Origin of the sequence: Nocardioides sp. Soil777, from assembly GCF_001428425.1 — a bacterium.
Lineage (GTDB): Bacteria > Actinomycetota > Actinomycetes > Propionibacteriales > Nocardioidaceae > Nocardioides > Nocardioides terrigena.
The window spans coordinates 359584-383352 of sequence record NZ_LMSN01000016.1 but is presented as its reverse complement, the minus strand read 5'-3'; the positions used below and the strand labels follow the sequence as shown (position 1 = coordinate 383352).

Below are 23769 nucleotides of genomic sequence, written 5' to 3'. Positions count from 1 at the left end.
ACGCGACGCCCGGGCGCCTCAGCGCGGGTCGCGGCCCGCCCAGGCGGCCAGCCGGTCGTGGACCGACGCGTCGTCGGCGACCTCCACCTCCGGGGCGAAGACCCCGACACGGTTCTCGGGCGTCAGCCCCTGGCGCATCGCGGCCAGCGCCCGCTCGGCCACCACCGGGTCCAGCGCGCGCCCGGGATCGACCGCCTGCGCGAGGTCCCAGGCGTGCACGGCGAGCTCGGCCGTGGTGAAGTCGGCACCGCCGGCCCGGTCGTCGGGCTGCGACTCCCAGTGCGCGAGCAGCGCGGCGGCGTCCGCACGGAACTGCACGGCCCACCGGCTCGGAGGGATGTCGGACGGCGCGTTCCAGTCGACCGACTCCCCGTGCGCCATCGCCAGGAAGCGGCCCGGTGAGGCGGCCAGGTGGTTGCCGAGGTCGCGGACCGTCCAGCCGTCGCAGGGCGTCGGCAGGTCGAGGTGGTCGGTCTGCACGACGGCCAGCAGCTCGCCGGCCTGGTCGAGGGCCGCGGAGAGGGTGGTGACGGCGTCGTGGGTCATGCCCGCCACGCTAGGACGATGACCGGGCCGCGTCGAGGGTCAGCGCGACAGGTAGGCCAGCTGGGCGCGCACCGACAGCTCGGCGGCCCCCCAGAGCACCGGGTCCACGTCGGCGTAGACGATCTCGACGATCGAGCGCGGCAGGCCCTCGTGCGGGAACGACCCGCCCTCCCGGGCGATCGCGTGCAGGTCGCGCAGGGCGTCGCGCACCTGCCCGAGGCGCTCGCGGCGGTGCGCGAGGTAGAAGTCGAGCGCGCCCAGTGCATCGTCGATGACCGGCCCGTGCCCGGGCCAGACGGACGTGATGCCCTGCTCCGAGCACAGCGCGTGCAGGCGGTCGAGCGAGTCGAGGTAGGCGCCGAGCTCGCCGTCGGGGTGCGCGACGACCGTGGTGCCGCGGCCCAGGACCGTGTCGCCGGTCAGCACGGCCGACTCCGACGGCACGACGAACGACAGCGAGTCGGCCGTGTGCCCGGGGGTCGCCACGACGTGCACCTCGAGGTCCCCGACGGTGACCACGTCACCGTCGCCGAGGCCCTCCGACCCGAGGCGGTACGCCGGGTCGAGGGCGCGTACGCCGCAGCGGTGCCGCTCGGCGAAGGTCCGGGCCGCCTCGGAGTGGTCCGCGTGGTGGTGCGTCAGCAGCACGCTGACGACGTCCTGGCCGGTGGCCGAGACCTCGTCGAGGTGCGCCTCGATCTCCGGTCCCGGGTCGACGACGAGCGAGCGTCCGCCCGAGGAGAGCACCCAGGTGTTGGTGCCGTCGAGCGTCATGACGTCCGCGTTGGGCGCGAGCACGCAGGTCGCCGACGTCCCGAAGGACCCCCCGGTCCAGCTCACCGCCCGGCCACCAGCGGCCGGTAGCGCTCCGGCATCGACAGCACGAAGTCCTCCCCCGACGACACGACCGCGGGGGTGAACATCTCGACCCGCCGACCGGCCGACGCGGCGAGCACCTCGGCCGGGGTCGGGTGCTGCGCCATGTCCAGGCAGGTCAGGTAGGTCGGGGGCAGCATCAGGATCTCGCGTGCCTCGACCGACTCGACGGCCGAGATCGCCGGCGTCCAGTGCACCGAGGACGCCTCGGTCGACACGTCGCGGGTCACCTGCCCCTCGGGCAGCACGGCGACGAAGAACCACGTCTCGTAGCGCCGGGGCTCGAAGATCGGCGTCAGCCACCCCGCCCACGCGCCGAGCAGGTCGGTGCGCAGGACGAGCCCTCGGCGGAGCAGGAAGTCGGTCATCGACAGCTCGCGCGTCTCCAGCGCGACCCGGTCGGCCTCCCAGTCGTCGCCGGTCGTGTCGGACACGACCGAGTCGTCCGACGGGCCGGCGAGGAGCACGCCGGACTCCTCGAAGGTCTCGCGCACTGCCGCGCACACCAGGGCCCGGGCCAGCGACTCGTCGCAGGCGAGCCGCTCGGCCCACTCGGCGGGCGACGGCCCCGCCCAGGCGACGCTCGCGTCGTGGTCGCGCGGGTCGACCCCTCCGCCGGGGAAGACGCACATCCCGCCGGCGAAGGCCATCGAGGTCTGGCGGCGCAGCAGGTAGACCTCGGGGCCGACGTGCCCCTCGCGCAGCAGCACCACCGTCGCCGCGTGGCGCGGCTCGGCGGGCACGGCCTCGCCGGTCTCGAAGGCCCGGGCCTGATCGACGAGAGCCTGCGGCAGCGGCAGCCGGTCCAAGGTCAGGCCCTGATCTCCACGACGAGCTCGACCTCGACGGGGACGTCGAGCGGGAGCACGGACACGCCGACGGCGGAGCGGGCGTGCTTGCCCGCGTCGCCGAAGACCTCGCCGAGCAGCTCGGACGCGCCGTTGGCCACCTTGGGCTGGCCGGTGAAGTCGGGGGTCGAGGCGACGAAGACGACAGCCTTGACGATCCGCACGATGTCGTCGAGGGAGCCGATCTCGGCCCTGATCGCGGCGAGGGCGTTGAGCGCGCACTGGCGGGCGCACTCGTAGGCCTGCTCCTCGGTCACGTCGGCGCCGACCTTGCCGACGGCGATCATCTCGCCGTCGCGGGCGGGCAGCTGGCCGGCGGTGAACACGAGGTTCCCGGTGCGGGCCGTGGGCTGGTAGGCCGCGACCGGCGGGACCACCTCGGGGACGGTGATGCCCAGCTCGGCCAGGCGCGCCTCCGCTCCCATCAGGCGGCCTTCGCGCGCTTGAGGAAGGCCACGAGGCCGCCCTGGGCGTTGGTGTGGATGGCCACCAGCTCCCAGCCGTCCTGGCCGAAGTTGTTGAGCATCAGCGCTTCGTTGTGGAGCGGGATCGGCGCCACCTGGTATTCCCACGTCGTCATGCCCGGCACCCTACTCGGGGACGCACTAACCTCCGATCATGGAGCGCAACGAGGCCGCGGAGGACCGCGGCAAGGACAACCGACCGAACGCCTTCGAGCGGTTCGTCGACGCCGCCAACCAGGTGGTGAGCCGGGCTCCGTTCTTCACCGTGATCGTCGCCGCCCTCGTCCTGTGGGCGCTCAGCAAGCCGCTGTGGGGCAGCACCACGAAGTGGGAGCTGGCACTGCACACCGGTTCGGCGATCCTCTCCCTGCTGCTGCTCGTGCTCCTCGAGAACGCCGGACGCCGCAGCGAGGAGGCCGCCCAGGAGAAGCTCAACGTCATCGCCGAGGCCCTCTCGGACCTGATGAGCCACCACGCGCGCGACTCCGACGAGCTGCGCGAGTCGGTGGACAAGCTCCGCGAGGCCGTCGGCCTCGAGGAACGCCACTGACCCGCGCACCGGGCCCGGGAGAGCGGACCTAACGCACCAGCGGCAGCAGCTGGTCGCCCAGCCGCACGATCTCCTCGCGGTAGGGCGTGTCCGAGAGGATGAAGTGGGTGACGCCCAGGTCCTGGTACCTGCGCAGCGCCTTGGCGACGTCGCCCGCCGACCCGACCAGCCAGGTCGTCCCGGCCCCGCCCCCGCCGTACTTCCCCGGCGCCGTGTAGAGGCAGTCGTCGAGCACGTCGCCGCGCCCGGCCAGGTCGAGGAGCCGCTGCTGGCCCACCGCGCTGCCGCGGCGCTGGTCGACCGGCGTGACGCCGACCCCCTCGGCCATCCTCGCGACCTTGGCCTCGGCGTCCGCCCAGGCCTCGTCGGTGGTGTCACGCACGAGCGTGGTGATCCGCAGTCCGAACTCCAGCGGCGCGTGCTCACGCCCCACCTCCTCGCTCAGCGAGCGGAGGTGCGCGATGCGCTCGGCCACGCCCTCCAGCGGCTCGCCCCAGAAGAGCTGCACGTCGGCCTCGGCCGCGGCGACCCGCTGGGCCGCCTCGGACGCGCCGCCGAAGTAGAGCCGCGGGTGGCGACGGTCCCCGCGTACGACGGGACGCGTGGCCACGGTCGACCCCCGCACCGAGAAGTGCTCACCGTCGAAGGTCACGTCCTCCTCGGTCCAAAGCCGCCTGACGAGGTGCATGAACTCCCGGGTGCGGGCGTAGCGCTGGGCCTGGTCGCCCTCGGTGTCGCCGTACGCCTCCAGGGAGTCCAGCCCCGAGACCACGTTGACGAGCAGGCGCCCGCCGGACAGCTCGTCGAGCGTGCTGGCGGCGGACGCGAAGTTGGCCGGGCGCCAGTAGCCGGGGCGGATGGCCACGAGGGGTTGGAAGCTCGTCGTCCGGGCCGCCAGCGCGGTCGCCACCGTGAAGGTGTCCGGCCGCCCCCAGCCGGTGCCGAGCAGGGCGCCGCCCCACCCGTGGTCCTCGACCAGCGTGGCCAGCTCGACGAGCCGGTCGAGGCTGTTGTGGCCCTCGCCCGCGTCGTCCCCGCGATGGCCGGGCTCGACCTGGTTGGGGATGTACCAGAGGAACTCCTGCGTCATGGGTCGTCCTTCGTTCGATATGTCTAGTTCTTCACTAGACTAACCGTACGACGAGCGCGCGGGGTCACCCGGCCAGCAGGCGGAGCGTCTCCTCCCGGGCCGGCGACGCGGCCGCGTCGGTGCCCGCGAAGGCCGAGGTCACCGGGTGCACCATCACCTCGTCGACACCGAACTCGGTGGCCAGCTCCTCCACCCGTCGGCGGGCGGCGACCGGCTCGTCGACGACCCAGCGGGTCAGCATCGCGTCGACCATGCCGCGGTGGGCCTCGGGCACCGGGGTCGTCTCGGCCTCCTCGACGAGCCTCTGCGCGGTCAGCGGTGCCCCGGTGCGCAGGGCCACCATCTGCAGCACCTGCGGGAGCGCCAGCCGGCGGGCCTCCTCGGCCGTCGCGGCCACGGCGGCGTTGACGGTGAGGAAGGTGCGCGGCTCCGGGTGCGCCTCCGAGGGCTGGTACGACGAGCGGTACAGCTCGATCGCCTCGGCCGTGCCCTGGCCGGCGAAGTGGTGCGCGAAGACGTACGGCAGCCCCCGCGACGCGGCCAGCCGGGCCGAGTAGTCCGAGGACCCGAGCAGCCACACGGTGGGCAGCGACGCCGACCGGGGGGTCGCGCGCAACGGCTGGCGCCGGCCCCCGACCGTCATCTCGACGCCGTCGGGGTGCATCAGCGTGATGATGTCGTCGACGTACTCCGGGAACCGGGTCACCGCGTCGTCGGCGGCCGCGGAGGAGCCACCCCGCAGCACGTAGCGGGTGAGCGGGTCGGTGCCGGGGGCGCGGCCGATGCCGAGGTCGATGCGCCCGGGGAAGGCCGCCTCGAGCAGCGCGAACTGCTCGGCCACCACCAGCGGCTCGTGGTTGGGCAGCATCACGCCGCCCGACCCCACCCGGATCCGCTCGGTGGCCGCGGCCAGCATCGCGATCAGCACGGGCGGGTTGGTCGCGGCGACGGCCGGCATGTTGTGGTGCTCGGCCACCCAGTAGCGGGTGTAGCCCGCGGCGTCGGCGGTGCGGGCCAGGGACCGCGAGGCGGCGAGGGCGTCACCGGTCCGCTGGTCGCTGCGGACGGGCACGAGGTCGAGGACGGAGAGGGCTGGGAAGGTCACCTCAGGGCAACGTCGTCGCCCCGTCACTATTCCGTCGCCCCCGTCACGTCGGCCCGCGCACGCCGCTTGATCTCGAGTGCACGTGAGGTCCTAGCGTCTGCGATCGTGACGACGATGACGGGCAGCACGGGGGACGACACGAGGGACGACACCGGGAAGGACACCGGGGGCGCCACGGGCAGCGCGCCGCGCGAGCGGCTGCTCTCCCCGTCGTACGCCGCGACGACGATCGGCATGTTCGCCCTGATCGCCTTCGTGGCGTTCGAGGCGATGGCGGTGACCACCGTGATGCCCACCGTGGCGCGGGCGCTGGACGGCGAGTCGCTCTACGCCCTCACCTTCGCCGCGCCGCTGGCCTGCGGGGTGCTGGGCACCGTCGCCGCCGGGCGGTGGAGCGACCGTCGCGGTCCGGCCCTGCCGCTGGTCGTCGCGATGGTGCTCTTCTCGGCCGGGCTGCTGGTGTGCGCGGCGGCCCCCACCATGGAGGTGCTGCTCGCCGGCCGCGTCCTGCAGGGACTCGGCGGGGGCGCGCTCACCGTCGGGCTCTACGTCCTGGTCGGCATCGTCTTCCCGCCCGTCCTGCGGCCCGCCGTCTTCGCCAGCTTCGCCGCCGCGTGGGTGCTCCCGGCCCTCTTCGGGCCGGCGGTCGCGGCCCTCGTCGCGGACGCGCTCGGCTGGCGGTGGGTCTTCGGGGGCGCGGTCGTGCTCGTCGCGGCTGCGGCACTGCTCATCACGCCGGCCCTGCGGTCGGGGCACCGTCCGCCAGCGACCGATGCGGGGCCCGACGCCGGGACCGCACCGCGCGGCAGCCTCGTCTGGGCGGCGGTCGCGGCGGTGGCCGTCCTCGCCCTGGAGCTGCTCGGCTCCGAGCCCGGCACGGCGCTGCCCGCCGTGCTGGCCCTCGTCCTGGTGGTCGTCTCGCTGCGGCGGCTGCTGCCGCCCGGCACCCTGGTCGGACGCCGCGGGCTGCCCTCGGTGATCGCCACCCGCGGCCTGCTGAGCGCGTCGTTCTTCTGCGCCGAGGCCTACATCGTCTACGTCCTCCAGGAGCAGTGGGGACTCTCGCCGGGCCGCGCCGGCATCGCCCTGACCTTCGTCGGCATCACCTGGGCGGCCGCCAGCCAGGCCCAGGCCCGGCTCGGGAGCCGGGTCTCCGACGTCACCGCCATGCGGGTGGGCACCGCGCTGGTGCTGGTCGGCATCACCGCCCTGGCCCTCTCCGTCGAGCTGCACCTGCCCGCCCTGGTCACCGGGGCGTCGTACGTCCTGGCGGGCGCGGGCATGGGCTTCGGCTACCCGCGCACCAGCGTGGCGATGCTGGCCGTCTCGTCGGACCGCGACCGCGGCTTCAACTCCTCCGCCCTCACCATCGCCGACTCGCTCGGCGCCGCGCTGGCGCTGTCGGTCTCGGGCGTGGTCTTCGCCGCCTCCGAGCGGGGCGGCCAGGACCCGTTCCTCGCGGTCTTCGTGCTCGGCGGGCTGATCGCGGCGCTGGGCGTCGCCGCCGCCAGGCGCACCCGGGCGGCCTAGCGGCGCCGCAGCGGCCCGCCGGAGCGCCCGTGGCCCTCGGCGACGATCTCGGCCACCACGGACAGCGCGATCTCGCCCGGCGCCTTGCCGCCGGTGTCGAGGCCGGCCGGCACGTGCAGCCGGTCGAGCCCGGGCACGCCCTCCTCCGCCAGGTCGGCGAGGAGGCCTTCGGCGCGACGGCGGCTGGCCATCATCGCGACGTACGACGCGGGCGAGGCCAGCGCGTCGCGCAGCACCCGGGGCGCGTCCGGGGCGTCGTGGTCGCAGAGCACCACCGCGTCCCCGGCCCGCAGGTCGAGCGCCGCGATGCCGGCGACGCCACGCCCCTCCTCGTCCTCGGCCACCACCACGACCTCGCGGCCGACAGCGGTCCCGATCGCCTCGATGGCCTCCGAGATCGGGTTGCGGCTCAGCACGACGAGGCGCCCGCGAGCAGCCGGGTCGGACGGGTCGTCGGACCAGGGCTGCTCGCGGGTCGTCGTCATGTCAGACCAGCTCCGGTCCGGTCTTCTCGCGGACCTCGTCCTCGGTGACGCCGGGGGCCAGCTCGACCAGCTTGAGCGCCCGCTCGCCGAGGGTGCCCGAGGGGGCGACCTCGCCGGTGGTCGGGTCGATCACGTCGATCACGCACAGGTCGGTGATGATCCGCTGCACCACCCGCTTGCCGGTGTAGGGCAGGTCGCACTCGTCGAGGATCTTCAGCGAGCCGTCCTTGGCGGTGTGCTCCATCAGCACGATCACCCGCTTGGCGCCGTGGACGAGGTCCATCGCCCCACCCATCCCCTTGACCATCTTGCCGGGGATCATCCAGTTGGCGATGTCCCCCACCGCAGAGACCTGCATCGCGCCCAGGATCGCGGCGTCGATCTTGCCGCCGCGGATCATCCCGAACGACGTCGCGGAGTCGAAGAACGACGCCCCGCGTCGCAGCGTCACCGTCTCCTTGCCCGCGTTGATCAGGTCGGGGTCGACCGCGTCCTCGGTGGGGTAGGGGCCTACCCCGAGGATGCCGTTCTCCGACTGCAGCACCAGCTCCACGTCGTCGGCGACGTAGTTGGGCACCAGCGTCGGCAACCCGATCCCGAGGTTGACGTAGGAACCGTCGACCAGCTCGGAGGCCGCCCGCGCGGCCATCTCCTCACGCGTCCATGCCATCTTCGTCAGCCTCCCGGGTTCGACTCTTGGACAGCCTCGGACGCCGGCTGCACGGTGCGCTTCTCGATCCGCTTGTCCGCGGCCTGCTCCGGCGTCAGCGCAACCACGCGCTGCACGTAGACGCCGGGCGTGTGGATGTCGTTGGGGTCCAGCTCGCCCGGCTCGACGAGCTCCTCGACCTCCGCGATCGTGACCCGCCCGCACATCGCGGCGAGCGGGTTGAAGTTGCGCGCCGAGTCGTGGAACACCAGGTTGCCGTGCCGGTCGCCCTTCCAGGCCCGCACCAGCCCGAAGTCGGCCACGATCGCGTGCTCGAGGACGTACTCCTTCTCGCCCTCGGGGGTCTCGAAGACCTGCGTCTGCTTCGGCGGCGAGGCGACGACCACGTTGCCCGCGTCGTCGTACCGCCAGGGCAGGCCGCCCTCGGCGACCTGCGTGCCGACACCGGTCGCGGTGAAGAACGCCGGGATCCCCGACCCGCCGGCGCGCATCCGCTCCGCCAGCGTGCCCTGCGGGGTCAGCTCGACCTCGAGCTCACCGGAGAGGTACTGCCGGGCGAACTCCTTGTTCTCCCCGACGTAGGAGGCCACCATCCGGCGCAGCCGCTTGTCCATGAGCAGCAGGCCCAGGCCCCAGTCGTCGACACCGCAGTTGTTGGACACCGCCTCGAGGTCCGTGGTGCCCGCCTCCAGCAACGCCTGGATCAGCACCGACGGGATCCCGCACAGACCGAATCCGCCCACCGACAACCTGGCGCCGTCGGGGATGTCCGCCACCGCTTCCGCGGCGCTCGCGACGACCTTGTCCATCGCCCACTCCTCTCCCGGCCCGACGGTCCGCGCCGGGCTCGCTGCGATGCTAGTCACCCTCGCGGAGGGGGCCGATGGGCGCCACCCACACACTAGGCTCGACGACGTGTCCCCCGTCCACGGTGCAGCCCCCGGTGCATCCTCTGCCGGCCACCGTCGCAGCGACTGGCCGGAGGTCGAGCTGCACGTGGTCAGCGGCAAGGGCGGCACCGGCAAGTCGACGGTCGCGGCCGGCCTCGCGCTGGCGCTGGCCAGCACCGGCAAGAACGTCCTGCTGTGCGAGGTCGAGGGCCGCCAGGGCATCTCCCGGATGTTCGACGTCGAGCCGCTCCCCTACGAGGAGCGGCGGATCGCCCGCGGGCTGCCGCTGGGCGACGTCTCGCCGGGGTCGGTCTACGCGCTGCACATCGACCCGGAGTCCGCGCTGCTCGAGTACCTCTCGATGTACTACAAGCTCGGTCGCGCCGGACGGGCCCTCGACCGCTTCGGCATCATCGACTTCGCGACCACCATCGCGCCCGGCGTCCGCGACGTGCTGCTGACCGGCAAGGTCTACGAAGCCGTCCAGCGCAACGCCCGCAACAAGGACGCCCTCGCGTACGACGCCGTGGTCCTCGACGCTCCCCCGACGGGTCGGATCACCCAGTTCCTCAACGTCAACGGCGAGCTCGCCGGACTCGCCAAGGTCGGACCCATCAAGGCCCAGGCCGACACCGTGATGACGCTCTTCCGCTCGCCGCGCACCGTCGTCCACCTGGTCACGGTGCTCGAGGAGATGCCGGTCCAGGAGACGGTCGACGGCATTGCCCACCTGCACGAGGCCCACCTCCCGGTGGGCGGGGTCATCGTCAACATGGTCCGCCCGCGCGACCTCGGCCCCGCCGACCTCGAGGCGGCACGGACCGGCACGCTCGACCGGGAGGCCGTCACCGCCGACCTGGCCCGGGCCGGGGTCCGGGTGTCGCACGAGCTGGTCGACTCGCTGCTCGACGAGGCCCGCGACCACGCCGACCGGCGGGCGCTGGAGGACTCGCAGCGCGAGGTCGTCCGCGCGCTCGACGTGCCGTCGTACGAGCTGCCGCGACTGCCCGGCGGGATCGACCTGGGCGGTCTCTACGAGCTGGCCGCCCGGATGAGGGAGCAGGGACTCGCATGACCCGCAGCCGCCCCCGCGTCGGCCCGCTGGCCGCCACCGCCGAGCGCGCCCCCCGCCTCGACGTCGACGCCCTGCTCGACGACCCGGGCACCGGCATCATCGTGTGCTGCGGCTCGGGCGGTGTCGGCAAGACCACCACCAGCGCGGCGCTGGCCCTGCGCGCCGCGGAGCGGGGTCGCAAGGTCGTCGTGCTCACCATCGACCCGGCCCGCCGGCTCGCCCAGTCGATGGGGATCGAGACGCTCGACAACACCCCCCGCCCGGTGGACGGGGTCGGCCCCGGGACGCTCGACGCGATGATGCTCGACATGAAGCGCACCTTCGACGAGGTGGTGCTCAGCCAGACCACGCCGGAGAAGGCCCGGGCGATCCTGGACAACCCGTTCTACATCGCCCTGTCGAGCTCGTTCTCGGGCACGCAGGAGTACATGGCCATGGAGAAGCTGGGCCAGATCCACCGCCAGGCCCAGGCCGAGGGCACCTACGACCTCATCGTGGTGGACACCCCGCCGAGCCGCTCGGCGCTGGACTTCCTCGACGCGCCCGAGCGGCTCTCCAGCTTCCTCGACGGTCGCTTCATCCGGCTGCTGCTCGCACCGGCCAAGGGCCCGGCGCGGCTGATGACCGCGGGGCTGGGGATGGTCACCAACGCGCTCACCAAGATCCTGGGCGCCCAGGTGCTGCGCGACATGCAGACGTTCGTGGCCGCCTTCGACACCCTCTTCGGGGGCTTCCGCCAGCGGGCGCAGCGCACGTTCTCGCTGCTCCAGGCGCCGGGGACGGCCTTCGTCGTGATCGCCGCACCCGAACCGGACGCGCTGCGCGAGGCGTCGTACTTCGTCGAGCGGCTCACCGAGGACGAGATGCCGCTGGCCGGGCTGGTGGTCAACCGGGCCAGCCCCGCGGCCCGCACGGACCTGTCGGCGGACGAGGCGACCGCCGCGGCCGACCGGCTGGGCCGTACGTCGTCGGAGTCCACGACGGCGGGCCTGCTGCGGCTGCACGCCGACCGGGTGCGCATCGTCGAGCGCGAGGCCTACCTGCGCGAGCGCTGGGCGACGGCCCACCCGGGGGTGAAGACCACCGTCGTCCCTGCCCTGGCCACCGACGTGCACGACCTGGTCGGCCTGCGTCGCATCGGCGACCTGCTGGCGGGCGAACCCGCCGGCTAGACCCGCTCAGACGGTGGCGACGACCTTGACGTGCTCGAGGCGCGCGGTCTCCAGCACGGTGCGCCACGAGGCGGCCGGGCGACGACGGAGAAGGGCCCGGCGCTCGCGCTCGGTCATGCCGCCCCAGACGCCCCACTCGATCTGGTTGTCGAGGGCCTCCGCGAGGCACTCGGTGCGCACGGGGCAACCGGCGCAGACCTGCTTGGCCTTGTTCTGCTCCGCGCCGCGCACGAAGAGCGCGTCCGGAGTGTCCTGCTTGCAGGCCGCCCGCGGCGCCCAGTCCTCAACCCACATGTTGATCCCCACATTCATGGGACCCGATGGTCACCCCCATAGCGACCATTCACGACCCGGGCTCAAAGGTATGTACCAGTGACAGGTTGAGATAGGGACCACTTGGCTCAAATCACATGGTCCATTGTGACTAGTCCCGACTCGCGCGAAGTGGGGGTGTGATAGCCCCCTCCCGTACATTGGGGCCCATGTCCACGCCAACCTCTCGACGTGAGTCCGGTCGTTCGACGGCCCGGACGGTGGCGTCACACCTCGCCGTAATGGCCGTCGTCTCCGCGATCCTCGGTGTCCTGGTCGCCGGTCTGGCGATCCCGTTCGCCGGTGTCATGGGTGTCGCCGCCAAGGACGTCAGCAAGGGCATGGTCAACCTCCCCGCCGAGCTGGAGGCCAAGGAGCTGGCGCAGAAGACCCGGATCTACGACGCCAACGGCAACCTCATCGCCTCGCTCTACGACCAGAACCGCATCAACGTCCCGCTGAGCCAGATCTCGCGCAAGATGGTGCAGGCGATCGTGGGTATCGAGGACTACCGCTACTACAACCACGGCGCGATGGACATCCGCGGCACGCTCCGCGCCTTCGTCACCAACCAGGCCAGCGGCTCGGTGCAGGGTGGCTCGTCGATCACCCAGCAGATGGTCAAGCAGACCCTGCTGACCCAGGCGGAGACCAAGGAGGAGGCGGCCGCCGCCACCGACGACACCTACGCCCGCAAGCTCCGCGAGCTGCGCTACGCGATCGCCTTCGAGAAGAACTACTCCAAGGACTGGATCCTCGAGCGCTACCTCAACATCGCCTACTTCGGCGACGGTGCGTACGGCGTCCAGTCGGCCGCCCGGCACTACTTCTCCAAGAACGCCAAGAACCTCAACCACGTGCAGTCGGCCCTGCTCGCCGGCCTCGTCAAGAACCCCACGGGTTACGACCCCACCAACTCCCCGGAGCGCGCGCTCAACCGCCGCAACGTCGTCCTCGACCGGATGGCCCAGCTCGGCGTGATCGAGGAGGCCAAGGCCGAGAGGCTCAAGGAGCGCAAGCTCGGCCTCAAGATCGAGAAGTCGCCCAACGGGTGCCAGCAGTCCCAGGCGCCGTTCTTCTGCGACTACGTCGTCAACTACCTGATGAAGGACAAGTCGCTCGGCGACACGGCCAAGGACCGCCGGCGCCTCCTCCAGTCCGGCGGGCTGACGATCCAGACCACCATCGACCTCGACTACCAGAAGGCCGCCGACCAGGCCGTCTCCTCGCACGTCTACCCGACGGACCAGGCCATCGGCGGTCTCGCCATGGTCGAGCCGGGCACCGGCTACGTGAAGGCGCTGGCGCAGTCGCGCCCGATGGGCAAGGACCGGGCCAACGGCCAGACCTACCTCAACTACGTCGTCCCGCGGAAGTACGGCGACGCCAACGGCTTCCAGGCCGGCTCGACGTTCAAGGTCTTCGTGCTCGCCTCCGCGATCAACCAGGGCATCCCGCTCAGCACCTCGATCCGGTCCCCGCAGACCATGGAGATCCCGGACTCCGCGTTCGAGACCTGCAACGGCCCCTACATCGGCGACGGCGGCTGGAACGTCTCCAACTCCACCGGCGAGGGCACCTACGACCTCTACTCCGGCACCCAGGAGTCGGTCAACACGTTCTTCGCCCAGCTCGAGGCCCGCACCGGGATGTGCGAGCCCCTCGAGCTCGCCGAGCAGATGGGCATCACGCTGCCCGAGACCCAGAAGGTCCCCTCCTGGATCCTCGGCGTCTCCGACTCCAACCCGCTGACGATGGCCGAGGCCTACGCCACCTTCGGCGCGCGCGGCATCCACTGCGACTCACTGCCGGTGACCTCGGTCTCCGACGCCGACGGCAACCTCGTCAAGGACTACCCGCAGACCTGCGAGCAGGTGATGCCGGGCGCGACGGCCGACGCCGTCAACGACATCCTGCGCGGTGTCATGGAGCCCGGCGGCTTCGGGCAGAACATCGCCATCGACAAGCCGTCGGCCGGCAAGACCGGCACCAACAACGACAACATGTCGGTGTGGTTCGCGGGCTACACCCCCGAGATCGCTGCCGCCGCGATGGTCGCCGGCGCCGACCCGCTGGGCAACTGGGTGACGCTCAACGGCCAGTCGGTGGGTGGCACCTTCATCTCCAGCGCCTTCGGCTCCACGGTGGCCGGCCCGATCTGGGGCGATGCCATGGCCGCTGTCTCGCCCAAGCTCGACTACACCGACTTCACGACGCCGAGCGGCGACCAGATCGCCGGTCTCCTCAGCGCGGTGCCCGAGGTGAGCGGGATGACGCAGGAGGCCGCCACCTCGACGCTCGAGGCGGCCGGCTTCTCCGTCAGCGTCGGCGGTCAGGTCAACTCCGAGGTGGGCGCGGGCCTGGTGGCCTACTCCTCCCCCGGCGGCGGCACGTCGCTGAGCAGCGGCGACACCGTCGTCATCTACCCCTCGACCGGGTTCGTCCCGCCGCCCCCGCAGCCCGAGGGCAACGGCGGCGGCAACGGCGGCGGCAACGGTGGCGGCGGCGGCAACTCCGGTCCCGGCAACAACGGCAACGGGAACGGGAACGGGAACGGCAACCGCTGACCCACCCGCCGGCGGACCGCGTCAGCCGAGCTGGCGGCGTACCTCCGCGGCGACCGCGCCACCGTCGGCGCGGCCCTTGACCTGCGGGCTGACGACGCCCATGACCTTGCCCATCGCGCGCATGCCCTCACCGGCCGCGCCCGTCTGGGCGATGGCCGACGTGACGAGGTCCGCGATCTCCGTCTCGGTGAGCTGCGCCGGCAGGTAGTCGGCGATCACCGCACCCTCGGCCACCTCCTTGGCGGCCATCTCGGGACGGTCGCCCTCCTCGAAGGCGATGGCGGCCTCGCGGCGCTTCTTGGCCTCGGTGGACAGCACGCCGATGATGTCGTCGTCGGTGAGCTCGCGCTGCTCCTTGCCCGCGACCTCGGCGTTGGTGATCGCCGTGAGCACCATCCGCAGGGTCGAGGAGCGCACCTCGTCGCGGGCCTTCATCGAGGCGGTCAGGTCGGTGCGGAGACGGTCCTTGAGGGTGCTCATGTGGCCATTGTGGCAGCCTTGCGGAATGCCTCTCCTCCCCTTTCTCGGCCGCACCCTCGGCACCGGCCTCGCGGCGGGAGCGGCGCTGGCGACGTACGCCGCGTGGGAGGCCCGGCAGTACACCCTGCGGGAGGTGAGCGTCCCCCTGCTCCCCGCCGGGCACCGCCCGCTGCGGGTGCTCCACCTCAGCGACATCCACATGGCGCCCGACCAGCGGGCCAAGCGGGAGTGGCTGCGCGGGCTGGCGGACCTCGAGCCGGACCTGGTCGTCGACACCGGCGACAACCTGGCCCACATGCGGTCGGTCCCCGTCGTGCTCGACGCGCTCGGCCCACTCCTCGACCGACCCGGCATCTCGGTCTTCGGCTCCAACGACTACTTCTCGCCCGGGTGGCGCAACCCGGCGCGCTACCTGCTGCCCGACACGGGGCACCGCAACACCCACACCCCCCAGCTGCCGTGGCGCGACCTGCGTCGCGGCCTTGTCGACGCCGGGTGGGTGCACCTGTCCAACGAGCTCGGCTCGCTCACCGTCGGCGACACGACCTTCGCGCTGGCGGGGATCGACGACCCGCACCTGGACTACGACGACCTCGCGGCCGTGGCCGGTCCGGCGGACCCCACCGCCGACGTGCGCCTCGCGATCACCCACGCGCCGTACCTCCGGGTCCTCGACCGCTTCGCCGCCGACGGGTACGACGCCGTCCTCGCCGGCCACACGCACGGCGGCCAGGTGTGCCTGCCCGGCTACGGCGCGCTGACCACCAACTGCGACATCGAGTCCGCCCGGGCGAAGGGCCTGCACCGGCACCCGGCCGACTCCCGTCCCGGCGATCCCGGCTCGGCGTGGTTGCACGTGTCGGCGGGGATCGGCACCAACCCCTACGTCCGCTTCCGCGTCGCCTGCCGCCCCGAGGCGACCCTCCTGACACTGGTCCCGCGGGCCTGATCCGCGACCCTGATCTCCCCCGCCGAGCCCGATTTCGGACCGGTCCGACCGCTCGGGTATGCTCGCCGTGCTCCGATGCCGGACACCGGTGACGAGCGGATCGGGCTGTGGCGCAGCTTGGTAGCGCGCCTCGTTCGGGACGAGGAGGCCGCAGGTTCAAATCCTGTCAGCCCGACCATGTGATGTCTCCCGACATCGACCAGGCCCGGACCCACGGAAGTGGGTCCGGGCCGGTGTCATTTCGGGCAACGACCGACGCGCCACCCGTCACCGGGGAACATCGACCCGCCCCACGCGGGAGGATGTTCCCCGCTGATCGCAGCCCTCGGACGGGACCCGCCCGTGGCACACTTCGCCGCATGGCTGACAAGGACCTCGAGGGCGACGGCCCCTCCCTGGAGCTCCCGTCCTTCGGCTTCGGCCGCAAGCGCAAGGAGCGGGCCGGGGGCCCCGAGCCCACGTCCCCGGCCTCCGACGCCAATACGGCGACCCCTGCCACGTCCGACCCCGAGCCCGCGGCCGTCACCACCCCCGACCCGGAGCCGGAGCCGCGTCCCGAGCCGATCGTCCCCGAGGTCGAGCCGATCGTCCCCGCGCCTCCGGCCGAGCCCGACCCGCAGCCGCTGGACCGCCCCACCGAGGTGCTCCCGCCCGTCGAGACGGCCGGACGCCGCCCCCGGTCGGCGCCCGGGCCCGCGCCTGTGCGCGCGGCCGGCAACGCCGAGACCCGTGAGGACACCCGGAGCGACGTCCGCGTCGACGACCCCGAGGTCGTGCCCGGGACGCGGGAGCGACGCGACCTCCACTTCCCCAACCTGCCGGCGCTGCCGGCCGTGCTGATCGTCGGCGCCGTGGTCGGCCTGGCGGCCGTCCTGCTGACCTGGGGCTCGCTGCGCCTGTGCGACGTCGCGACGGGCACCGCCTCGTGCGGCGGAGGCCCGGGCCTGCTCCTCCTGGTGGCGATACTCATCGCGCTCACCTACCTCGGCGGCTGGCTGCTGCGCGGCTTCGGCATCAGCGACGCCGGGAGCACCAGCTTCCTCGCGGTGGGGCTGCTGGCCGTGGTGGCGATGCTGTTCCTCGTCGACTCCCTCGACGAGTGGACGGGCGCCGTCGCCGTGCCGGTCGTGACCGTGGTCGCCTACGCGCTGTCGTGGCGGGTCACCGCAACGCTGGTCGACGCGGGCGCCGACCAGCAGTAGCCGCGCTCAGCGAGCGGCTGCGATGAGCTCCGCGATCTGCACGGTGTTGAGGGCCGCACCCTTGCGCAGGTTGTCGTTGCTGATGAAGAGCGCCAGGCCGCGGTCGCCGTCGACGCCCGGGTCCTGCCGCAAGCGTCCGACGTACGACGGGTCCTTGCCGGCGGCGTACAACGGCGTCGGCACCTCGCGCAGCTCGACGCCCGGAGCGTCGGCCAGCAGCTCGCGGGCCCGCTCGGGCGTCATCGCCTGCTCGAACTCGGCGTTGACGGCCAGCGAGTGCCCGGTGAAGACCGGCACCCGTACGCAGATGCCGGACACCCGCAGGTCGGGGAGGTCGAGGATCTTGCGCGACTCGTGGCGGAGCTTCTGCTCCTCGTCGGTCTCGTTGAGGCCGTCGTCGACGATCGAACCGGCCAGCGGGAGGACGTTGTAGGCGATGGTGTCGACGTACTTCACCGGCTCGGGGAAGGCCACCGCCTCGCCGTCGTAGGCCAGCTCGCGGCTCTTGTCGCCCGCGGCCGCGACACCGTTGGCCAGCTCGTCGACGCCGGCGACGCCGGAGCCCGAGACGGCCTGGTAGGACGAGACGATCAGGCGCTGGAGACCGGCCACGTCGTGGAGCGGCTTGAGGACCGGCATGGCGGCCATCGTCGTGCAGTTGGGGTTGGCGATGATGCCGCGCCCGGCGGCGACCACCTCGTCGATGGCCGAGGGGTTGACCTCGCTGACGACGAGCGGGATCGCCGGGTCCTTGCGGAAGGCCGAGCTGTTGTCGATCACGACCACGCCGGCGTCGACGAACGACTGGGCGAGCGCTCGCGACGTGGTCGCGCCGGCGGAGAAGATGGCGATGTCGAGACCGGCCGGGTCGGCGGTCGAGGCGTCCTCGACCGTGACGTCGCGGTCACCGAAGGGCAGCACCGTGCCGGCCGAGCGGGCCGAGGCGAAGAACCGGACCTCCTCGATCGGGAAGTCCCGCTCGAGCAGGATCTCGCGGACCGCGACGCCCACCTGGCCGGTGGCGCCGACGATGCCGAGGCGGATGCCGCTCATCGACCGGTCCCGCCGTAGACGACCGCCTCGACCTCGGTCGCGTCGAGGTCGAACGCCGTGTGCGTCGCCGCCACGGCCTGGTCGACGATGGCCTCGTCGACGACCACCGAGATGCGGATCTCGGAGGTGGAGATCATCTCGATGTTGACACCGGCGGCGGCGAGGGAGGCGAAGAACTTCGCGGTGATCCCGGGGTGCGAGCGCATGCCCGCGCCGATCAGGGACACCTTGCCGATCTTGTCGTCGTACAGCAGCTTGTCGTAACCGACCTCGGCCTGGATCTTGGCCAGTGCGTTCATGGCGACCTGGCCGTCGGTGCGCGGCAGGGTGAACGAGATGTCCGTCAGGCTGGTCGCCGCCGCGGAGACGTTCTGCACGATCATGTCGAGGTTGATCTGGGCCTCCGACAGCGCCTCGAAGATGCGCGCGGCCTCACCGACCCTGTCGGGGACCCCGACGACGGTGATCTTGGCTTCGCTCCGGTCATGGGCGACGCCGGAGATGATGGCCTGTTCCATGGTGCCTCCATCGGTGGGGTCCTCGACGACCCAGGTGCCTTGCAGCTGACTGAACGACGAGCGGACGTGGATCGGGATGTTGTAGCGCCGGCCGTACTCCACGCACCGCAGGTGCAGGATCTTGGCGCCGCATGCCGCGAGCTCGAGCATCTCCTCGTAGGAGACCTTGCCCAGCTTGCGGGCGGCCGGGACGATGCGCGGGTCGGCGGTGAAGACGCCGTCGACATCGGTGTAGATCTCGCAGACGTCGGCCTCGAGCGCCGCGGCCAGGGCGACCGCGGTGGTGTCGGTGCCGCCGCGACCGAGGGTGGTGATCTCCTTGGTGTCGGCGCTGACGCCCTGGAAGCCGGCCACGATGACGATGTGGCCCTCCTCCAGCGCGCTGGTGATGCGGCCGGGCGTCACGTCGATGATCTTGGCCTTGCCGTGCACGCCGTCGGTGATCACGCCGGCCTGCGAGCCGGTGTAGGAGCGCGCGGTGTAACCGAGGTCGCTGATCGCCATCGCGACGAGCGCCATCGAGATGCGCTCACCGGAGGTGAGCAGCATGTCCATCTCACGGGCCGGCGGCAGCGGAGACACGCCCCTGGCCAGGTCCTCCAGCTCGTCGGTCGTGTCGCCCATCGCGGAGACCGCAACGACGACATCGTGGCCGGCTTTCTTGACCTCCACGATGCGCCGTGCGACGCGCTTGATGGCGTCGGCGTCGGCGAGCGAGGAGCCGCCGTACTTCTGCACGACAATGCCCACGGTTGGTCCCCTGCGTGATCGGTGGCTCGAGCGGTGCCGAGTCTACGCGGGCGCCGCAGCCCGCTTCGCGCCCATCTCACGGCCGCGTCGCGCGCCGCGGCCGATGGAGTACGACGCCGTCGCGGCGTCGCGGTCAGGCCTGCGGACCGACGTCGCCCAGGATCTCGTTGGCGACCGCCAGCGCCTCGGCGTCGGCCTCGAAGTCGGTGTCGAAGCGGTCGTGGGCCACCACGGTCAGCAGCGCGTTGAGCGCCGCCCCGGCCAGGTTGCCCCAGCTGTTGACGTAGGAGAACTGCCACCACCACAGCGCCTCGGCGATGTCGCCGCGCTTGTAGTGGCGCAGGCCGTTGTCGAGGTCGGTGGCGATCGAGGCCAGGTCGTCGGAGAGCTGGCTGATCACCACCTCGGGGACGTAGGGGTCGAAGACGAAGCTGTAGGTGTCGACGCTGTCGAGCATCTCGGCGAGGCGCAGCCGCAGCTCGTCGATGTCGGCCTCGGGACCCACGTCGGGCTGGTACTCCTCGCGCGGCTGGAAGTCCATCTGGGCGCCGAGCCGGGCGCCGGCCAGCAGCACCTGGCTGATCTCGAGCAGCAGCAGCGACACCGCCTGGGAGCCGTTGCCCTCGCGGGCGATCTCGCGCAGCGCGATGAGGAAGGTCTCGATCTGGGTGGCGATCTGCGAGGCGAACTGCTCCTCGTCGATCACGCCCCCGGTCACGTCGGTCTTGGTGTGCTCGGGCTTGGTGTGCTCAGTCATCTGCTGATCGCCTTCCTGCGAATGCGCGGCCGAGGGTGACCTCATCGGCGTACTCGAGGTCGCCGCCCACTGGCAGTCCACTCGCCAGCCGCGTGACGCGCAAGCCCATCGGCTTGAGCATCCGGGTGAGATAGGTCGCGGTGGCCTCGCCCTCGAGGTTGGGGTCGGTGGCCAGGATGCACTCGGTGATGGTGCCGTCGGCCAGCCGCACCATCAGCTCGCGGATGCGCAGCTGGTCGGGGCCGACTCCGTCGATCGGCGAGATCGCTCCGCCGAGGACGTGGTAGCGGCCGCGGAACTCGCGGGTGCGCTCGATCGCGACGACGTCCTTGTACTCCTCGACGACGCAGAGCACGGCTGGGTCGCGACGCGGGTCGCGACAGATGCGGCACTGCTCGTCCTGCGACACGTTGAAGCACACCGTGCAGAACTTCACCCGGGCCTTGACCTCGATCAGCACGTCCGCGAGGCGGCGTACGTCGGCGGGCTCGGCCTGCAGCAGGTGGAACGCGATCCGCTGCGCGCTCTTGGGACCGACGCCCGGCAGCCTGCCGAGCTCGTCGATGAGGTCCTGGACGATGCCTTCGTACAAGGGGAGGCCCTAGAAGCCGAGTGGGCCGCCGGGCGCCCCACCCTGGTCGTCGGAGCCGCCGAGGCCACCCGCGAGCGGGCCGAGGGTGTCGCTGGCCAGCGCGTCGGCCTTGCCCTTGGCGTCGCGGTAGGCCGCGATGACCATGTCGGAGAGGTCGGAGAGGTCGTCGGTGTCCGAGCCGTCGAACTGGCCGGCGCTGATCGCCAGGCCCACCAGCTCGCCGACACCGTTGACCGTCACCGTGACGGCTCCGCCGGCCACCGTGCCGTCGACGGTCTGCTCGGCCAGCCGCTCCTGGGCCGAGGCCAGCTGCTCCTGCATCTGCTGGGCCTGCTGGAGCAGGGCGCCCATGTCGAAGCCGCCGCCGCCGAGTCCCTCGAAGGGGTTCTGGCTCATCGTCTCTCCTGCCGTCGTGGGGTTGTGGGGTGGTGCGTAAAGTGCCTGGCGTGCGTGGTGCGTGTGGTCACGTGTGCCTGATCTCGTCGATCACCTTGGCGCCGAGGGTCTGCTGGAGCAGCGCGGTGCTGTCGAGGCCCTGGGTGTCGGCGTCCGGGTCGTCGGGGTCGGCCGCCGCGTCGGCCAGCGCCGCGTGGTCGACCCGGGGCTCGTCGGACGACGGCGCGGTGCGCGAGCGCTCCAGTGCCTCGCGCGCCGCGATGAGGCCGGCCGAGTCCTGTGGGGGCTTGGGCGGGCCGGAGTCCTCCGGCGGGGGTGCGGGAGCCTGCGGAGCCGTGTCACCCGTGACCCAGTCGGGCGGGGCGTCGACGGCGGGGCGGTCGTCCGCCGGGGCCGCTGGCGGCGAGGCTGGCGTGGAGGGGACCGAGGCGGAGGTGACGACGGGCTGGCCGCTGCCGCCCTGCGCGCTCGGGTCGACGATGGCGTCGATGCGCCAGTCCACCCCGACCACGTCGATCGCGGCCTGGCGCAGGATCTCGTCGCACCCGCCTCCGACGAAGGACTCACGGGCGCCCTGGCTCGCGAAGCCGACGGTGAGCGTGCGTCCGTCGACGCCGACGACCTGGGCGTTCTGGGTGAGGATCATCCAGGCCAGCCGGCGGCGCATCTTGGTGGCGTCGACGATGTCGGGCCACAGCCGGCGGACCTCGACCATGCTCAGCCCGCCCTCGGGACCTGCCGCGGACTGCTGGGCCGACTGCTGGGCGGCCGGCTCGGAGGGTCGGTCGTGACGGGTCTCCGACGCACCCGACGGTGCCTGCGCGCTCGTTGCGGGAGCCGAGGGTGCGTCCGCCGGCAGGGCGGTCACGTCGGGCCAGGCCGCCTCGGCGTCCGGGGGGCCGTCGGGCGCCGACGGCACGGAAGGCGGGATGGGTGCCGGGCGGTCCGCGGGAGCGTGCCCGGAAGCGGGGGGCTCCTCGGCGGGACGCTGCTCGCCCGGGTCCGCGGCGGCCGGGGGACGCTGCTCGGTCGGCGGCGCCTCGGCAGTCGGCACCTCGCCCGGCGCCATCTGCGGGGAGGCGGACTCGGGCGCGGGCTCCTGGTGCGCCCGCTGGGGACGGTCGGCCTCCGGACGGGCCTGTCCGGGACCGGCCGGTTCGGGCCGGGGCTGCTCCGCACGGGCCGGCTCGGGGCGGGCCGGCTCGGGGCGGACCGGCTCGGGGCGGGCGGCGGGGGGTCGGGGTGCGACCGCACGTGCCGGGGCGGCGTCGGCGGACGGGGCGCTCACCGCACCACTCACGTCGAGGCGGCGCTCCAGCCGCTCCAGGCGGGCCATCACGCCGTCGCTGGTGTGGTCGGCGCCGGGCAGCAGCACCCGGGCGCAGATCAGCTCGAGCAGCAGGCGGGGGGCGGTGGCACCGCGCATCTCGGTGAGGCCCGCGGCGACGATGTCCGCGGCCCGGCTCAGCTCCATCGCCCCGAAGCGGGCGGCCTGGGCGACCAGGCGCTCGCCGGCGTCCTCGGGGACGTCGATGAGGCCGCTGGCCGGCGCCTCGGGCACCGCGGCCACGATCACCAGGTCGCGGAGCCGGCGGAGCAGGTCCTCGGTGAAGCGGCGGGGGTCCTGGCCGGTCTCGACGACCTTGTCCACGACCCCGAAGACGGCCGCGCCGTCGCCCGCCGCGAAGGCGTCGACGACCTCGTCGAGCAGGGTGTCGGGCGTGAAGCCGAGGAGTGCGGTCGCGAGTGCGTGGGTGACCCCGGTCGGACCGGCCCCGCCGAGGAGCTGGTCGAGCACGGAGAGCGTGTCGCGCGCGGAGCCGCCACCGGCGCGCACCACGAGGGGCAGCGCGGCCGCCTCGATCGCGACGCCCTCCTCGGCACAGAGCCGGGAGAGGTAGTCGGACAGCAGCCGGGGCGGGATCAGCCGGAAGGGGTAGTGGTGGGTGCGCGACCGGATCGTCGGCAGGACCTTCTCCGGCTCGGTGGTGGCGAAGATGAAGCGCAGGTGCGGCGGCGGCTCCTCGACGAGCTTGAGGAGCGCGTTGAAGCCCTGCGGGGAGACCATGTGGGCCTCGTCGATGATGTAGATCTTGTAGCGGTCGCGCACCGGGGCGAAGAACGCCTTCTCCCGGAGGTCGCGGGCGTCGTCGACGCCGCCGTGGGAGGCCGCGTCGATCTCGATCACGTCGATGGAGCCGGAGCCTCCGCGGGCGAGCTCGCGGCACGAGTCGCACTCCCCGCAGGGGTCGGAGACGGGGGCCTGCGCGCAGTTGAGCGTGCGGGCCAGGATGCGGGCCGAGGTCGTCTTGCCACAGCCGCGTGGACCGGAGAAGAGGTAGGCGTGGTTGACCCGGTCGTTCGCGAGCGCGACACGCAGCGGCTCCGTGACGTGGTCCTGGCCGATGACCTCGGCGAACGTCTCGGGCCGGTAGCGGCGATAGAGGGCGAGCGGTGACTCCACGTCTGAACCCTAACGACAGGGTCCGACAGCGACCACCGAGCGCTGCGCGCAGCGGGCCCCACCGGACGAAAAGGCCCCCCACGCACCCGACAGAGCTCGCTTACCCTTGCTGCCTTCCGGCCCTGGGGGAGTTGGGCAAGATGTCGCCACGTGGGGGGTTGTCGCAGAGTCTAGGCGAGGGTCCGCGCACCGCCCAACGCGACCCCGGGAGAGGCGATTTCACGCCCGGTCGGGCGCCGGGTACGCTCCTCCGCGGAGGATTCGCCTAGTGGCCTATGGCGCTCGCTTGGAAAGCGGGTTGGGTTAATAGCCCTCAGGGGTTCGAATCCCCTATCCTCCGCCACTCGACACGGCGCCGGTCCCCCGGCGCCGTGTCGCATCTCCGGGTCCCTCGGGCCCGGGTGCGCCCGGCGTACGGCGTCCGCCCG

25 protein-coding genes, 2 tRNA genes and 1 other RNA gene are annotated in these 23769 nt (G+C 72.6%); 9 read left to right on the top strand and 19 right to left on the bottom strand.

All coding sequences use genetic code 11. The features are described 5' to 3' along the window. Positions 1-18: 18 nt before the first annotated feature. The 5 genes from ASG88_RS14860 to ASG88_RS23560 are packed head-to-tail and all read right to left on the bottom strand — an operon-like array spanning position 19 to position 2850. On the bottom strand, positions 19-546 hold the full coding sequence (locus ASG88_RS14860) for a TIGR03086 family metal-binding protein (RefSeq protein WP_056888187.1): 528 nt from the start codon (positions 544-546) through the stop codon (positions 19-21). 39 nt (positions 547-585) lie between these two features. Continuing rightward, positions 586-1386, bottom strand: coding sequence for an MBL fold metallo-hydrolase (locus tag ASG88_RS14855; protein ID WP_056888186.1), 801 nt, complete (start codon positions 1384-1386; stop codon positions 586-588). Continuing rightward, positions 1383-2231, bottom strand: coding sequence for an NUDIX hydrolase (locus ASG88_RS14850; RefSeq protein ID WP_056888185.1), 849 nt, complete (start codon positions 2229-2231; stop codon positions 1383-1385). The genes ASG88_RS14855 and ASG88_RS14850 overlap by 4 nt, the downstream gene beginning before the upstream one ends. 2 nt (positions 2232-2233) lie before the next feature. Further along, positions 2234-2695, bottom strand: coding sequence for a RidA family protein (locus ASG88_RS14845; RefSeq protein ID WP_056888184.1), 462 nt, complete (start codon positions 2693-2695; stop codon positions 2234-2236). Beyond that, on the bottom strand, positions 2695-2850 hold the full coding sequence (locus tag ASG88_RS23560; RefSeq protein WP_199907377.1) for a hypothetical protein: 156 nt from the start codon (positions 2848-2850) through the stop codon (positions 2695-2697). The genes ASG88_RS14845 and ASG88_RS23560 overlap by 1 nt, the downstream gene beginning before the upstream one ends. 38 nt (positions 2851-2888) lie before the next feature. Here ASG88_RS23560 and ASG88_RS14840 point away from each other — a divergent pair, with 38 nt between their 5' ends. Beyond that, a complete protein-coding gene (locus tag ASG88_RS14840) occupies positions 2889-3284 on the top strand; it encodes a low affinity iron permease family protein (protein ID WP_235534864.1) in 396 nt (131 codons plus the stop codon). 28 nt (positions 3285-3312) lie between these two features. On the opposite strand, the gene ASG88_RS14835 is transcribed toward ASG88_RS14840, so the two are convergent. Together ASG88_RS14835 and ASG88_RS14830 are read right to left on the bottom strand one after the other, a co-directional pair. Next, the gene (locus ASG88_RS14835) at positions 3313-4374 is read right to left on the bottom strand and encodes an LLM class flavin-dependent oxidoreductase (RefSeq protein WP_056888182.1); all 1062 of its coding nucleotides are present in this window, start codon (positions 4372-4374) and stop codon (positions 3313-3315) included. A 64-nt stretch (positions 4375-4438) separates the two neighbouring features. Continuing rightward, on the bottom strand, positions 4439-5479 hold the full coding sequence (locus tag ASG88_RS14830; RefSeq protein ID WP_056888181.1) for an LLM class flavin-dependent oxidoreductase: 1041 nt from the start codon (positions 5477-5479) through the stop codon (positions 4439-4441). A 114-nt stretch (positions 5480-5593) separates the two neighbouring features. Here ASG88_RS14830 and ASG88_RS14825 point away from each other — a divergent pair, with 114 nt between their 5' ends. Beyond that, positions 5594-7009: an MFS transporter gene (locus tag ASG88_RS14825; RefSeq protein WP_056888180.1), complete on the top strand. Its 1416-nt coding sequence runs from the start codon at positions 5594-5596 to the stop codon at positions 7007-7009. Here the strand turns inward: ASG88_RS14825 and ASG88_RS14820 are convergent. From ASG88_RS14820 to ASG88_RS14810, 3 genes are read right to left on the bottom strand one after another with little or no spacing between them, the layout of a single operon-like run. Further along, complete coding sequence (locus tag ASG88_RS14820) at positions 7006-7494, bottom strand: XdhC family protein (RefSeq protein WP_056888179.1); 489 nt, start codon at positions 7492-7494, stop codon at positions 7006-7008. The two genes, ASG88_RS14825 and ASG88_RS14820, sit on opposite strands and share 4 nt — an antisense overlap. A 1-nt stretch (position 7495) precedes the next feature. Beyond that, positions 7496-8164 carry a 3-oxoacid CoA-transferase subunit B gene (locus ASG88_RS14815; protein WP_056888178.1) on the bottom strand — a complete coding sequence of 223 codons (669 nt, stop codon included), beginning with the start codon at positions 8162-8164 and terminating at the stop codon, positions 7496-7498. A 5-nt stretch (positions 8165-8169) separates the two neighbouring features. Further along, complete coding sequence (locus ASG88_RS14810; protein WP_056888177.1) at positions 8170-8973, bottom strand: CoA transferase subunit A; 804 nt, start codon at positions 8971-8973, stop codon at positions 8170-8172. A 187-nt stretch (positions 8974-9160) separates the two neighbouring features. Between ASG88_RS14810 and ASG88_RS14805 the strand changes: the two genes are divergently transcribed. Together ASG88_RS14805 and ASG88_RS14800 are read left to right on the top strand one after the other, a co-directional pair. Then, the gene (locus ASG88_RS14805) at positions 9161-10129 is read left to right on the top strand and encodes an ArsA-related P-loop ATPase (protein WP_235534873.1); all 969 of its coding nucleotides are present in this window, start codon (positions 9161-9163) and stop codon (positions 10127-10129) included. Further along, positions 10126-11301 (top strand): ArsA family ATPase, encoded by a 1176-nt coding sequence (locus ASG88_RS14800; RefSeq protein WP_056888176.1) that lies wholly within the window; start codon positions 10126-10128, stop codon positions 11299-11301. Before ASG88_RS14805 ends, ASG88_RS14800 begins: the two co-directional genes overlap by 4 nt. Before the next feature lie 6 nt (positions 11302-11307). Here ASG88_RS14800 and ASG88_RS14795 read toward each other — a convergent pair whose 3' ends face one another. Continuing rightward, on the bottom strand, positions 11308-11595 hold the full coding sequence (locus tag ASG88_RS14795; RefSeq protein ID WP_056888301.1) for a WhiB family transcriptional regulator: 288 nt from the start codon (positions 11593-11595) through the stop codon (positions 11308-11310). A gap of 188 nt (positions 11596-11783) precedes the next feature. Between ASG88_RS14795 and ASG88_RS14790 the strand changes: the two genes are divergently transcribed. Then, positions 11784-14180, top strand: coding sequence for a transglycosylase domain-containing protein (locus ASG88_RS14790; RefSeq protein ID WP_157559749.1), 2397 nt, complete (start codon positions 11784-11786; stop codon positions 14178-14180). A gap of 21 nt (positions 14181-14201) precedes the next feature. Here the strand turns inward: ASG88_RS14790 and ASG88_RS14785 are convergent, their stop codons facing one another. Further along, complete coding sequence (locus ASG88_RS14785; RefSeq protein WP_056888174.1) at positions 14202-14660, bottom strand: GatB/YqeY domain-containing protein; 459 nt, start codon at positions 14658-14660, stop codon at positions 14202-14204. Positions 14661-14685: 25 nt separating this feature from the next. On the opposite strand from ASG88_RS14785, the gene ASG88_RS14780 reads away from it, so the two are divergent. The 3 genes from ASG88_RS14780 (at position 14686) to ASG88_RS14770 (ending at position 16811) form a co-directional block, all read left to right on the top strand. Then, on the top strand, positions 14686-15609 hold the full coding sequence (locus ASG88_RS14780) for a metallophosphoesterase (RefSeq protein WP_056888173.1): 924 nt from the start codon (positions 14686-14688) through the stop codon (positions 15607-15609). A 101-nt stretch (positions 15610-15710) separates the two neighbouring features. Continuing rightward, positions 15711-15787 (top strand) — tRNA-Pro (locus ASG88_RS14775). A 181-nt stretch (positions 15788-15968) separates the two neighbouring features. After that, on the top strand, positions 15969-16811 hold the full coding sequence (locus tag ASG88_RS14770; protein WP_056888172.1) for a hypothetical protein: 843 nt from the start codon (positions 15969-15971) through the stop codon (positions 16809-16811). A gap of 6 nt (positions 16812-16817) precedes the next feature. On the opposite strand, the gene ASG88_RS14765 is transcribed toward ASG88_RS14770, so the two are convergent. The 7 genes from ASG88_RS14765 to ffs form a co-directional block, all read right to left on the bottom strand. Further along, positions 16818-17864: an aspartate-semialdehyde dehydrogenase gene (locus tag ASG88_RS14765; protein ID WP_056888171.1), complete on the bottom strand. Its 1047-nt coding sequence runs from the start codon at positions 17862-17864 to the stop codon at positions 16818-16820. Next, positions 17861-19132 carry an aspartate kinase gene (locus ASG88_RS14760; RefSeq protein WP_056888170.1) on the bottom strand — a complete coding sequence of 424 codons (1272 nt, stop codon included), beginning with the start codon at positions 19130-19132 and terminating at the stop codon, positions 17861-17863. Before ASG88_RS14760 ends, ASG88_RS14765 begins: the two co-directional genes overlap by 4 nt. A gap of 133 nt (positions 19133-19265) precedes the next feature. Then, positions 19266-19889: a DUF5063 domain-containing protein gene (locus tag ASG88_RS14755; protein ID WP_056888169.1), complete on the bottom strand. Its 624-nt coding sequence runs from the start codon at positions 19887-19889 to the stop codon at positions 19266-19268. Continuing rightward, positions 19882-20481 carry a recombination mediator RecR gene (gene recR / locus ASG88_RS14750; RefSeq protein WP_056888168.1) on the bottom strand — a complete coding sequence of 200 codons (600 nt, stop codon included), beginning with the start codon at positions 20479-20481 and terminating at the stop codon, positions 19882-19884. The genes ASG88_RS14755 and recR overlap by 8 nt, the downstream gene beginning before the upstream one ends. A 9-nt stretch (positions 20482-20490) precedes the next feature. Next, positions 20491-20877 (bottom strand): YbaB/EbfC family nucleoid-associated protein, encoded by a 387-nt coding sequence (locus ASG88_RS14745; protein ID WP_056888167.1) that lies wholly within the window; start codon positions 20875-20877, stop codon positions 20491-20493. A gap of 67 nt (positions 20878-20944) precedes the next feature. After that, a complete protein-coding gene (locus ASG88_RS23870) occupies positions 20945-23341 on the bottom strand; it encodes a DNA polymerase III subunit gamma and tau (RefSeq protein ID WP_056888166.1) in 2397 nt (798 codons plus the stop codon). 69 nt (positions 23342-23410) lie between these two features. After that, an RNA gene (gene ffs / locus ASG88_RS22690) (signal recognition particle sRNA small type) lies at positions 23411-23501 on the bottom strand. Positions 23502-23595: 94 nt separating this feature from the next. Here ffs and ASG88_RS14735 point away from each other — a divergent pair. Next, positions 23596-23684: transfer RNA gene (locus tag ASG88_RS14735), tRNA-Ser, on the top strand. Positions 23685-23769 lie beyond the last annotated feature (85 nt).